The 11,073-nt window shown below is 64.1% G+C and carries 12 protein-coding genes and 1 riboswitch; of the genes, 8 read left to right on the forward strand and 4 right to left on the reverse strand.

Going from position 1 to position 11,073, the window contains the following annotated elements; translation table 11 throughout:
- Window positions 1-47 precede the first annotated feature (47 nt).
- From CAF53_RS18260 to CAF53_RS18270, 3 genes are all read right to left on the reverse strand, one after another.
- Complete coding sequence (locus CAF53_RS18260; RefSeq protein WP_046763953.1) at window positions 48-1,346, reverse strand: DUF3422 domain-containing protein; 1,299 nt, start codon at window positions 1,344-1,346, stop codon at window positions 48-50.
- Between the two features lie 179 nt (window positions 1,347-1,525).
- A complete protein-coding gene (locus CAF53_RS18265) occupies window positions 1,526-2,704 on the reverse strand; it encodes an acetyl-CoA C-acyltransferase (protein ID WP_100239115.1) in 1,179 nt (392 codons plus the stop codon).
- 37 nt (window positions 2,705-2,741) lie between these two features.
- Window positions 2,742-3,866, reverse strand: a complete 1,125-nt coding sequence (locus CAF53_RS18270) for an acyl-CoA dehydrogenase family protein (protein WP_100239116.1) — start codon at window positions 3,864-3,866, stop codon at window positions 2,742-2,744.
- Window positions 3,867-4,019: 153 nt separating this feature from the next.
- Between CAF53_RS18270 and CAF53_RS18275 the strand changes: the two genes are divergently transcribed.
- A complete protein-coding gene (locus tag CAF53_RS18275) occupies window positions 4,020-4,247 on the forward strand; it encodes a hypothetical protein (RefSeq protein ID WP_157801296.1) in 228 nt (75 codons plus the stop codon).
- On the opposite strand, the gene CAF53_RS18280 is transcribed toward CAF53_RS18275, so the two are convergent.
- On the reverse strand, window positions 4,248-4,745 hold the full coding sequence (locus CAF53_RS18280) for an MgtC/SapB family protein (protein WP_100239552.1): 498 nt from the start codon (window positions 4,743-4,745) through the stop codon (window positions 4,248-4,250).
- A gap of 284 nt (window positions 4,746-5,029) precedes the next feature.
- Window positions 5,030-5,219, forward strand: a riboswitch (cobalamin riboswitch).
- Between the two features lie 177 nt (window positions 5,220-5,396).
- On the opposite strand from CAF53_RS18280, the gene CAF53_RS18285 reads away from it, so the two are divergent.
- Genes CAF53_RS18285 through cobU form a run of 7 tightly spaced genes read left to right on the forward strand, consistent with a single transcriptional unit; the run spans window position 5,397 to window position 10,516 of the window.
- Window positions 5,397-5,804 (forward strand): DUF1636 domain-containing protein, encoded by a 408-nt coding sequence (locus CAF53_RS18285; RefSeq protein ID WP_100239118.1) that lies wholly within the window; start codon window positions 5,397-5,399, stop codon window positions 5,802-5,804.
- Entirely contained in the window at window positions 5,801-6,817 is a 1,017-nt protein-coding gene (gene cobT, locus CAF53_RS18290; RefSeq protein ID WP_100239119.1) for a nicotinate-nucleotide--dimethylbenzimidazole phosphoribosyltransferase, read from the forward strand. The genes CAF53_RS18285 and cobT overlap by 4 nt, the downstream gene beginning before the upstream one ends.
- The gene (locus tag CAF53_RS18295; protein WP_100239120.1) at window positions 6,814-7,380 is read left to right on the forward strand and encodes a histidine phosphatase family protein; all 567 of its coding nucleotides are present in this window, start codon (window positions 6,814-6,816) and stop codon (window positions 7,378-7,380) included. The genes cobT and CAF53_RS18295 overlap by 4 nt, the downstream gene beginning before the upstream one ends.
- Window positions 7,377-8,111, forward strand: a complete 735-nt coding sequence (locus tag CAF53_RS18300) for an adenosylcobinamide-GDP ribazoletransferase (protein ID WP_100239121.1) — start codon at window positions 7,377-7,379, stop codon at window positions 8,109-8,111. The genes CAF53_RS18295 and CAF53_RS18300 overlap by 4 nt, the downstream gene beginning before the upstream one ends.
- Complete coding sequence (locus CAF53_RS18305) at window positions 8,108-9,082, forward strand: aminotransferase class I/II-fold pyridoxal phosphate-dependent enzyme (RefSeq protein ID WP_100239122.1); 975 nt, start codon at window positions 8,108-8,110, stop codon at window positions 9,080-9,082. The genes CAF53_RS18300 and CAF53_RS18305 overlap by 4 nt, the downstream gene beginning before the upstream one ends.
- Window positions 9,075-10,013: an adenosylcobinamide-phosphate synthase CbiB gene (cbiB, locus tag CAF53_RS18310; RefSeq protein WP_100239123.1), complete on the forward strand. Its 939-nt coding sequence runs from the start codon at window positions 9,075-9,077 to the stop codon at window positions 10,011-10,013. Before CAF53_RS18305 ends, cbiB begins: the two co-directional genes overlap by 8 nt.
- Window positions 10,010-10,516 (forward strand): bifunctional adenosylcobinamide kinase/adenosylcobinamide-phosphate guanylyltransferase, encoded by a 507-nt coding sequence (cobU, locus tag CAF53_RS18315; RefSeq protein ID WP_197707479.1) that lies wholly within the window; start codon window positions 10,010-10,012, stop codon window positions 10,514-10,516. Before cbiB ends, cobU begins: the two co-directional genes overlap by 4 nt.
- Window positions 10,517-11,073: the final 557 nt, after the last annotated feature.

Below are 11,073 nucleotides of genomic sequence, written 5' to 3' on the forward strand. Positions count from 1 at the left end.
CCGCGAACGTACTGCCCAAGGTTGATCGAAGCAGATCGCAAACCGCTCTAATGATCGTTTCTGGCCGACGATTTCTTGACCTTCCTGATCTGGCGGATGCCCAGGAAGACGGCAGCGATCGTGACGGGAAATAGCGCCAGATCGACCCAGCCGGGCAGATGAAGGCCCTGATGCTCCAGCGCTTCCCGGAGATGGTGCCACAGACCCAGCGCATAATAGCTGATGGCCACCACGGACAGCCCTTCGACCGTATGTTGCAGGCGCAGTTGCAATCCGGTGCGGCGATCCATCGATGCCAGCAAATCCCGGTTGCGCCGGGCCAGCGCAGTGTCCACACGGGTCCGCAGAAGGGCGCTGGTCCATGCCACGCGCTGGGCAAGGTCCTCCTGGCGCCGGGTGAAGGCATCGCAAGTGCGCATGGCCGGCAGCAGCCTGCGCTCGGTGAAATCGTCAAGCGAGCGATAGCCCCGGACGGGAAGCACACCGAGGCGGCGGATGCGATCGCGGCAGATTTCGGCATAGGCCTCCGTCGCGCTCATGCGGTAGCGGGTGCGCGCGACGATCTCGGCGAGTTCAGCGCTGAGCGAGGTGAGGTGCTCCAATGCCTGATCGTCATCGGCATCCTTTTGCGCCAGGCGGGTGGTGATGGCAGTCAATCGCTGTTCCAGCCCCGTCAGCAGCGGGGTGGCCCGTTGCGCCTCGGGCAGACCGAGCAGGGCGATCTTCCGGTAATTGCCCAATTCCTGCAACCGTTGCACGAGTTGAGAGCTTTCGCCACCCTGCAACCCCTTGTCATGGATGAGCAGCCGGCCGAAGCCGTCGCTGTGCAGGCGGAAGTCGCCCCAGATGCGCGCCTGGCCGTCGGCGACATCGGAGATGATGAGGTCGTCGGTGGCGAAATGCGCAGCGATGCTAGCGAAGGGTGGCTCGTCCTTGACCAGGGAGATATGGGTCGAGCGGATCACTTGGCCGGGGAACGCAGCTATCCAGCGCGCCACGTCGCCAAATGGCGCAAGATCGAACAGCGACCCGCCCTCGACCGGAGCGAGAAAGCTGTAAGTCATGAATTCCGTGTGGCGCTCCCAGGAAAAATGAAGATCGCCGATATGGTCCGTGAAGAAACGATCGCCAGGATTGAGCGTGGGAAATCGTTCGGCAAGAAGGACAAGACTGTCCCGGGCCTGCGCTTCATCGACCAGCAATACGAATTGCAGGGCGATTGCCGGTGCATCGAAGCGGGGCAGGCCGCGAATATGCATTTCCCGGGACAGAGAGGCGCGCAGCGGATGATCGCGCTGGCTGAGCGTACCGGCCGGATCGGCCGTGCTGCTGGTCATGTCGTCCATGGACCGTTCTTTGCTTCGGCATGATTGCGGTAAAAAGTCCGGGCCTGCCCCAACCGTCGTCCTTCCTTTATCGTTGCGGGATGGGGATTGGCAATCCGTACCGCTCGGAAGGATGCAGCCGCCTATTTCGAGGCCATGCTGATCGCGCTGCCGAGGCGATGTTCCTATCCGTTGCCCTTTTAGAGAATTTCCAGTGCCACCGCAGTGGCTTCACCGCCGCCGATGCATAGTGCCGCAACGCCTTTCCTGAGGCCGCGCGCCTTCAATGCGGCGATCAGCGTGGCGATGATCCGCGCGCCGCTGGCGCCAATGGGATGGCCAAGGGCGGTGGCGCCGCCATTGACGTTGATCTTGTCATGCGGAATGTCGAGGTCGCGCATTGCGATCATGGCGACGGTGGCGAAGGCCTCGTTGACTTCATAGAGGTCGACGTCGCTGGCGGACCAGCCGGCCTTTTCCAGCGCCTTGCGGATCGCGAAGACCGGGGCGGTGGTGAACAGCGCAGGCGCATGGGCATGGGCGGCGGTGGCTACGATGCGGGCTTCCCTCGCCAGGCCCAGCTTTTCCGCCACGTCGGCGCGGGTCAGCACCAAAGCTGCCGCACCGTCCGAAATCGAGGCGGAGGAGGCGGCGGTGATGGCGCCATCCTTGGCGAAGGCAGGTTTCAACGAAGGGATTTTCTCGGGCTTCGCATTGCCGGGTTGTTCGTCGGTATCGATCTGGATTTCTCCACTGCGGGTCTTGACCGTGACGGGCACGACTTCGCCTGCAAAGGCACCGCTGTCGATGGCCGCCTTGGCGCGGGCGAGACTCTCCATCGCATAGGCATCCATTTCCGCACGGGTGAACTGATAGTCGCGCGCCGTATCCTCGGCAAAGGCACCCATGGGCTTGCCGCGGTCATAGGCGTCCTCAAGCCCATCCATCATCATCGTATCGATGATCCGGTCGTGACCGATGCGCGCGCCGGACCGGTGCTTGGGGAGGGCATAGGGAGCATTGGTCATGCTCTCCATGCCGCCCGCGATGACGATATCGACGGAACCTGCGGCAATCGCTTCGGCGGCCATGATCGCGGCCTGCATGCCCGATCCGCACATCTTGTTGACGGTCGTGGCCTCGACCGACTGCGGCAGGCCCGCGGCCAACGCGGCCTGACGCGCGGGAGCCTGACCCAAGGCGGCGGGCAGGACGCAGCCCATATAGATGCGCTCTATGGCTTCCGGCGCGGCGCCCGAGCGCTCGACGGCTGCCTTGACCGCGACCGCGCCCAATTCGGTGGCGCTTACGCCGGAGAAAGCGCCCTGAAACCCGCCCATGGGGGTGCGGGCGTAGCCGGCGATGATGACGTCGTTCATATGTCTCTCCTCGAAGCGTATTTTACCGGGCCCTCATTTACAGGGCCCTGGCGATGACCAGCCGCTGTATGTCCGATGTGCCTTCATAAATCTGGCAGACGCGCACGTCGCGATAGATTTTGGCGAGGCCGAATTCCTCCAGATAGCCATAGCCGCCCAAGGTCTGGATCGCGCCCGATACGACCGCCTCCGCGGTTTCGGAGGCGAAGAGCTTGGCCATGGAGGCCTGCGTCAGTGCCGGCTCACCTGCATCCTTCAAGGCAGCCGCGGACAGGACGAGTTGGCGCGCTGCCTCCAGCCGGGTGGCGAGATCCGCAAGGCGGAAACCGACCGCCTGATGCTGGATGATCGACTGGCCGAAACTGTTGCGGTCCTTGGCATAGGCGATAGCGATGTCGAGCGCGGCTTGCGCCATGCCCACGCTCTGCGCGGCGATGCCGATGCGTCCGGCTTCCAGATTGGAGAGGGCGATGCCATAGCCTGCCCCTTCCGCGCCAAGACGAAGGTCATCCTCCAGGAACAGATTCTCGAACCGGATGGCGCAGGTGTCGGATGCACCTTGGCCGAGCTTGTGCTCGACCTTGTCGACGCCATAGCCGGGACGGTCGGTGGGGACGAGGAAGGCGCTGATACCGCGCTTGCCCGCCGCTGCATCGGTGACGGCATAGACGATGGCGAGGCGAGCGATCTTCCCCGAAGTGATGAACTGCTTGGCGCCGTTCAGACGGTAGCCGCCGGGCACTGTTTCGGCGCGGGTGCGGATGGCGGACGCGTCCGACCCGGCATCCGCTTCGGTAAGGGCGAAGGCGCCGATGGCGCGGCCCGATAGCAGGTCGGGAAGGAAGCGGGCCCGTTGTTCCGCCGTGCCATCCTTCAGCAGGCCCGAGACAATCAGGCTGTTCTGGATCGAGAGGATGGTGGATAGCGCGCCATCGGCAGCCGCGATTTCCATCAGCGCAAGCGCATAGGAGACATAATCCGCGCCAGCGCCGCCAATGTCCTCCGGTGCGGTCATGCCCATCAACCCGAGTTGCGCGATCCGTTCGAACAATTCTGCCGGATAGCCGCCTTCCGCTTCGAATGTCGCGCTGTGAGGACGAATTTCGCTCTGGGCGAAATCGCGAACCATGTCGCGGATGGCAGTTTGTGTTTCGGTCAGCATCCGAGCGCTCTCTCCGGGTCAAAATATTGGAACGGCAAGCCGCTCGGCTAAGGGTATCAGAAGGGCGGTAGCGTGTGTTGCCAAGTTTGCGGCAAAATTCCAGGGGATTCGGTAATATCTTTCATGGAAGGATCGTTGACAGAGATTTTGACGATGAAGGGCGATCTGGACAAAACGGGATACCCACATTCCCGAAATCTCAAGGTTGCGCAATTGCCCGAAATCGGCGCCGGCTATCTGATGGCCGGTGGGCGGATTTTATGCTCCATGCGTGACCATCATCCCAACCTGCCGACGATGATTACCCGGATCGAGGGTATCTCCCATATCCAGTCGAGCGTCATCCTCAAGTCGTTCGGCGGTGATGGCACCACAGCCTGATCAACGGTCACCGTCAGGGGCAGAGCCACGGCGATTGGGCATATCGATCTTGCCATCTTTTGACTTTTCCGCCTGACAGCCCAGATGCCGTTCGAGGAGGAGCAGCAGCGTCAGCACCAGCAGGGCGATCGCCGATCCGGCCAGAACGATGACATATTGACCCGCTCCTGCCGTAATGCCGACCGCTGCGGCCATCCAGAGGCTGGCGGCGGTGGTCATGTTGCGGACGTCCCTGCCGCGCACGAAGATCAAGCCTCCAGCAATGAAGCCTATGGCCTGAGCCAGTCCCTGCACGACGCGGATGGGGTCGCCATCGGGGTGGCTTTCGGCAAGTTCCAGCGCCGAGAGGGTGAGCATGGCGGAACTCAGCGACACCAGGCCATGGGTGCGCAAACCTGCATCATGGCCGTGGCGCTCGCGCTCGAAACCCAGGGCAAGGCCGAGCAGCGTCGCAAGTCCGAGGCGAATGAGCGTGATACCGAGATCGTTGGCCAACATGGCCATATTACCCGTGAAGGGCGGAGGCGTTCCCTGGGTAACGTGTCGATTCGTTCAGGGCCGTTCAGTCGGCATCAGACGGGATGTGCACGATCAACTGATTGACGCGCAGGTCATTTTCCGCCGTGCAGGCGAAAAGCTCGCAGAGCCATTCCATCCAATGAGCCAGTAAAATCATGGCTCCTCTCCCCATATTATTAAAGGGATTTTAGCAGAATGCGACGCGCAGAAAAAGGGGTATCAGCAGCCTCGCAGTCCCCTTGCGATGCAAGGCGTTGGCCTCTATCAGGCGGGTTGCGACAGGTTCCCCGCAAGGGGATGAAAAGGGAAGTCGGGTGAGGCCCGCGCTGCCCCTGCAACTGTAAGCGGCGAGCCATCCGGCCATCATGCCATTGGGACGTTCAAGTCCCGAGAAGGCGGTCGGACAGCATCGACCCGTGAGCCAGGAGACCTGCCTGACGCAGTCGTTCTTCGACCGGACAGGGTGTGCCGGACGGACGGGGTTTCCCTCGCTGAGCGACAGCCATTGCCTTGCCGGTTCGGCCGCGCGGGGAGCGCATGCCTGTGCGCCTTCCCCCCGCCGTCTTTCCGGTGAGCTGTTTGCCGTCCGGTTGGAGGAGCGAGGATGATTGATTTTGGGAAGCGGCGCTGATGTTGCATGCCGTGGGAAGCGGGGCTTCGGTGGTGGTCTGTTCGACCTGCCGCCTGTCGACGGAGAGCCGGGAGGATACAAAGGGGCGGCGCGGAGGTGCGCTGCTGGCTGAGGCGATCGCGGCCGTTCGGGCAAGCGATCCGGTCTATGAGGGAGTGGCGGTGCAGGAAATGCCATGCCTCTTCGCCTGTCAGCGGCATTGCACCGTGCATGTCCGGGGACCGGGGAAGATAGGCTATGTGCTGGGCGATTTCACGCCCGGCGAGGCTGCCGCGCGGGCGATACTGGATTATGCCGTGCGGCATGCGCAAAGCGAGGAAGGCGTGGTGCGCTATGCCGACTGGCCCCAGGGGGTGAAGGGGCATTTCATCGTCCGCACCCCGCCAGAAGGCTTTGTCTGTTCATGATCCATTTTGACGACAAGGCAGCCTTTGCCGCGGCATTGACGGATTTGCCGATGCCCGATGCGGCGGCTTTGGAAACGGCGGCCCGGCGGCAGGCGATGCTGACCAAGCCCGCAGGGTCGCTCGGACGGCTGGAGGAGATCGCGCTTTTCATGGCCGGCTGGCAGGGACGGGAAAGCCCTTGTGCGGAACGGATCCGGGCGGTCATCTTCGCGGGCAATCATGGCGTTGCAGCGCGAGGCGTGAGTGCTTTCCCCACGGAAGTGACGGCGCAGATGGTGACGAATTTCCATAATGGCGGGGCTGCTATCAACGCGCTGGCGGGGATGTGCGGTGCGGAATTATCCGTTGTGGCGCTCGATCTGGAACGGCCGACGGGCGATATTTGCGTGGGCCCAGCCATGAGCGAAGCGGAATGCCTGAACGCCCTTAATGCGGGTGCTGCGGCGGTCGATCCTGCGCTCGACCTGCTGCTGCTGGGCGAGATGGGGATTGCCAATACGACGCCGGCGGCGGCGCTGTGTGCAAAGGCTTTCGGCGGAACGGCGGAGCTTTGGGTCGGGCGCGGCACGGGCGTCGATACGCATGGGCTGACACGCAAGACAGAGGCCGTACAACTGGCGCTGGCATTGCATGACGATGCCTGCGGCGATGCCTTCGAGACGCTGCGGCGGCTTGGCGGGCGGGAGATTGCGGCGATGGCGGGCGCGGTGCTGGCGGCGCGCATCGTGCGTGTGCCGGTGATGCTGGACGGATTTATCGGATGCGCGGCGATAGCGCCGCTCGCGAAGGAAGCGCCTGCGATCACCGGGCATTGTCTGGCGGGGCATGTATCTGCCGAAGCGGGGCATGGACGGCTGCTGGCAGCCTTGGGGCTCGTGCCGTTGCTGAATCTCCACATGCGGCTAGGCGAAGGGAGCGGCGCGGCGGTCGCGGCGCAGATCGTGCGTTCGGCGCTTGCGGCGCACGGCGGCATGGCGACCTTTGCCGAGGCGACGGTGGCCCAGGCGTTGTGACTCCCTTCATACTCCATCTGATGCGCCATGGCGCACCGCAGCTTGCGGGGCGACTGCTGGGGCATCTGGATGCGCCGCCCGAAGCGGACGGGATCGAGGCCTGTGTCGCGCGGGCGCGCGGGCTGGACTTTGCACGGGTGGTGACGTCGGATCTGTCGCGCGCAATGGCGCCGGGCGCGATCATCGCGGATGAGCGGGGCCTCTCGCACAGCGTCGATGCGCGATGGCGGGAACTGTATTTCGGATGGTGGGAGGGGGCCGATCCCGCTGCCTTGCCGGGCGAAGCGCTCGCGCGTTTCTGGGACGATCCGGAAGTTTTCCCACCGCCGGGGGGCGAGCGTTGGTCCGATCTTCAGGCGCGGATATCGGCGGCGCTGGCCGATCTGACCGGTCCGGCGCTGGTGATCTGCCATGCGGGCGCGATGCGGGCGGCACTGGCGGTGCTGTGCGGGTTCGACCTACGGCAAGGGTGGGCGATCGATTTCCCCTATGGAGCATTGCTCAGCCTGCGCGTCTGGCCAGGGAAGCCGCTATCGGGCCAGATCACGGGGCTGGTGGCATGAAGCGGCTGGTGCTTGCGTTGCAATTGATGACCCGTCTGCCCCTGCCGTCGATCGAAGCCGACGAGGTGGATTTTGCCGGAGCGATCGGCTGGTGTCCGGCAGCGGGCATGGTCGTGGGCTTGGCCGTGGCCGGGATGGCGTGCCTCGGGCTTCGCGTCGATCCGTGGGTGGGCGCTTTGTCGGGGCTCGTGGCCTGGGTCGCCGTGACGGGTGCGCTGCATCTGGATGGGTTGGGCGATATAGCCGACGGCGCCGGCGCGGCGCACGGCTACAGGGATGGCGACAGCGACCAGGATAGGGCGCGGCTCCTGACGGTGCTCGCCGACCCGCATATCGGCAGCTTCGGCGTCGTTGCCATCGTCCTGCAATTGCTGGCGAAGCTGGTGTTGCTACGGTTCTGGCTGGAGGTTTTTCCGCCCTGGATGATGGTTCCGCTGGCGATGACGGCGCGGATCGGGCCGCTGGTCTGGACGCGCTGCTTGCCTTCTCTGCATGAAGGACTGGCAGACCGGTTCCGTGCAGGGTGGCGAGCAGGCCCTCTCATTCTTTGGGCCGCCCTGGGGCTGTTATGCGGCATCCGTGCGCCGGGCTTGCTGGCATGGATCGTCATGATCCCGCTTTGGGGATGGTGGCTGCGTCGGCGGATCGGCGGGATTTCCGGCGACGGGCATGGCGCAGGCATCGAATTGCTGGAAAGTGGATTGTTGCTCATCATGCTGGTGTCGCGATGAGTGGCTTTACCTGGCATGGCGGGCGGCTGGCGGAGGCGCGCGTGCATTATGGCGGGGAGGATTGGATCGACCTGTCGACGGGGATCAGTCCGCTGGTTTGGCCTGGGGTGGAGGGGATCGCGCCCGATTGGTGCAGATTGCCGGAGCCGAGCGAACTCGCGGCGCTCGAAAGGGCGGCGGCGGCGCATTTCGGAGTCGAACCGGATCATGTCTGCACGCTTCCGGGAAGCGAAATGGGACTGCGGCTGGTCGGGCGGATATTTGATATGCCGGGTCGCTGGCTGGTGCCGAGTTACCGCACCCATGGGGAGGCTTTTGCCGACGGATTGCCCATGGAGACCTGGAATGGCGCAGCGGAGAGGCTGGCATTGTTGCTGGCCAATCCGAACAATCCCGACGGCAGGGTGTTGGCGCCGGACCGGTTGAAGCCATGGCTGGCGGCGCTGGAGCAGGCCGGGGGGTGGCTGATCATCGACGAAGCCTATGCCGATGCCGTGCCTTCATCCAGCCTGGCGCGTGAAGTCGGCGACAACCGGCGGCTGATCCTGCTGCGATCCTTCGGAAAGTTTTTCGGTCTGGCGGGGGTCAGGCTGGGTTTCCTGGTCGGGCCGCGGACGATTGTCTCCCAAGCCCGGAAAATGGTGGGGGAATGGCCGGTTTCGGCGGCGGCGATCGCCTTCGGGCGGGCGGCCTATCGGGACCGGCAATGGATCGATGGGACGATCGAAGCTCTCGGAATGCGGGCGGCGGCTCTGGATGCCGTTCTGGCGCGGCATGGCCTGAGGGCGTGGGGGGAATGTCCGCTGTTTCGTCTGGTGGACTGCGAGGATGGGTTCGCCTTGTTCGAACATCTGGCGCGGCAAGCGATCCTGACGCGGCCTTTCGAGGAAAATCGGCGCTGGTTGCGGCTGGGATTGCCGGGCGACGAAGCGGCATTGGCGCGGCTCGACAAGGCGTTGGCGAGTGGCTGAGCCGGTAGCTTTGACGGCGCTGATATTGGATGCGGCGCTGGGCTGGCCGGGCCGGCTTCATGAACGGATCGGGCACCCGGTCGGGGGCTTTGCGCGAATCATCGACGGGGTGGAGCGGCGATGGAACAGGACAGAGGGCAGCGATCTTGCCCGGCGCTGGGCGGGGATCGGTTTGCTGGCGACATTGCTGGTCATGGCCGGGGGCATCGGCGCGGCCATGGAGTGGGGTATTCGGCATTGGGCCGGAGATTTCGCCTGGCCATGGTTGGCCCTGGCGGCCTGGCCTGGCTTGGCGCAGCGCAGCCTTTACGCGCATGTGGTGCCGGTGACGCGCGCTCTGGCGGCGGGTGATCTGGACGCGGCGCGGCGGACGGTGGGCTGGATCGTCGGCCGCGATACGGCGGTGCTGGACGAGGCGGGGGTTGCAAGGGCGGGCATTGAAAGTCTGGCCGAGAGTTTTTGCGACGGCGTCGTGGCGCCGCTTTTCTGGTTGCTGATGTTCGGACTGCCAGGCCTATGGGCCTATAAGGCGGTGAATACGGCGGACAGTCTGGTCGGGCACAAGGAGGCGCCCTTTACCGATTTTGGTTGGGCCGCGGCACGGTTCGACGATTTGCTCAACTGGGTTCCGGCGCGGTTGGCGGGGTTTTTGCTCTGTATCGCGGGCTGTGGTGGCTGGGCCGTGCTGTGGCGCGATCATAGGTGCCATGCCTCGCCCAATGCGGGTTGGCCGGAGGCGGCCATGGCGGGCGCCCTGGCGGTCCGCCTGGGCGGGCCGACGCGGTATGACGGGGTGCCGCACGACAAGCCATGGATGGGAGAGGGAAGAGAGGCGGACGTTCGGGCGATGCGGGCCGGGCTGCGCGTCTACCTTCGGGCCTGTCTGATGCTCTGGTTGTTGGCGGCATTGTGGGAAGGGATGGGGCGATGACCTTGCTGGTGCTGGGCGGAGCGCGTTCGGGCAAGAGCCGCTATGCGCAGGAGCGTTGCGAGGCAGTGCCGGGAAGGCTTGTCTATATTGCAACGGCGCAGGCGTTCGATTCGGAAATGACAGAGCGGATCGCGCGCCATCGGGGCGAGCGAGGGGCGCGCTGGTCGACCATCGAGGCACCCCTGGATCTGGCGGGCGCGATCGGGGAAGCCGCGGATCAGGGGGATGCGATCCTGATCGATTGCCTGACCTTATGGCTGTCCAACCTGCTCCTGGCGGGGACGGATATGGCGACGGCACGCGCAGGATTGATCGATGGCGTGGCCGCATGCCCCGTGCCCGTCATATCGGTGGCCAATGAAGTGGGCTTCGGCATCGTGCCGGATAATGCGCTGGCGCGGCGCTTTCGGGACGAGGCAGGATGGCTCAACCAGGACATGGCGGCGCTTTGCCGGGAGGTCGTGCTGGTGGCGGCCGGGTTGCCCTTGACCCTCAAGGCTTGATGTTGCGCCATGGGGCGCAATCTTGGTTCGGACGTGGTCGGTGTGGGATCCGCCGGTCCAAGGCCGGACCGAGGAAATAGTCCGGAATTGCGCCGATTTTACGCCAAAGTTCCCCCAAAGTTCACAGTGTATGCGCGCGCGTGCCTGGGCGCGCGTAGGCGTGACGGCGCGATGTGTCGGACGTTTCAAAGAGCGATGCGGGATAATCCTGTGCGTGCGAAATAGGACAGCGAAATCCTTTTCCTTTGGAGAGATAGGATGCTTTTTTGAAGGCTGTGGCCGTTGGGCCACGCATGATCCTTGGCTGATCATGGGACTTAGGGCGGCGGTGAAGGCAGAGTCTGAAACCGACCAGTTGTTGCCGTTGAAAGTGCTGGTTCCGTTTCCAATTAGCGGACAATTGTTGGGTCTACCGAGGCATTCGATTTTCGTTGTGGTGCGGGCCATTTTGGGGGCAAGCATCAAAGATGCGAACAGCTATATTATTTTTTGCGCTTATGGCGATCGGTGGATGCAGTCATCCCTCCGATCGGTACGCACGGAGCTTCGTTGCGTGG

Origin of the sequence: Sphingobium sp. LB126 (genome assembly GCF_002795205.1) — a bacterium.
In the GTDB taxonomy this organism is placed as follows: Bacteria; Pseudomonadota; Alphaproteobacteria; order Sphingomonadales; family Sphingomonadaceae; genus Sphingobium; species Sphingobium chungbukense.

Bases quoted from the DNA above. Each gene is read 5' to 3' on its own strand.
- CAF53_RS18285 (WP_100239118.1), top strand. From the start codon at position 5,397: ATGTTGCATGCCGTGGGAAGCGGGGCTTCGGTGGTGGTCTGTTCGACC.
- CAF53_RS18265 (WP_100239115.1), bottom strand. From the start codon at position 2,704: ATGAACGACGTCATCATCGCCGGCTACGCCCGCACCCCCATGGGCGGG.
- CAF53_RS18300 (WP_100239121.1), top strand. From the start codon at position 7,377: ATGAAGCGGCTGGTGCTTGCGTTGCAATTGATGACCCGTCTGCCCCTG.
- CAF53_RS18305 (WP_100239122.1), top strand. From the start codon at position 8,108: ATGAGTGGCTTTACCTGGCATGGCGGGCGGCTGGCGGAGGCGCGCGTG.
- CAF53_RS18260 (WP_046763953.1), bottom strand. From the start codon at position 1,346: ATGGACGACATGACCAGCAGCACGGCCGATCCGGCCGGTACGCTCAGC.
- CAF53_RS18275 (WP_157801296.1), top strand. From the start codon at position 4,020: ATGAAGGGCGATCTGGACAAAACGGGATACCCACATTCCCGAAATCTC.
- cobT (WP_100239119.1), top strand. From the start codon at position 5,801: ATGATCCATTTTGACGACAAGGCAGCCTTTGCCGCGGCATTGACGGAT.
- CAF53_RS18280 (WP_100239552.1), bottom strand. From the start codon at position 4,745: ATGTTGGCCAACGATCTCGGTATCACGCTCATTCGCCTCGGACTTGCG.
- cobU (WP_197707479.1), top strand. From the start codon at position 10,010: ATGACCTTGCTGGTGCTGGGCGGAGCGCGTTCGGGCAAGAGCCGCTAT.
- CAF53_RS18270 (WP_100239116.1), bottom strand. From the start codon at position 3,866: ATGCTGACCGAAACACAAACTGCCATCCGCGACATGGTTCGCGATTTC.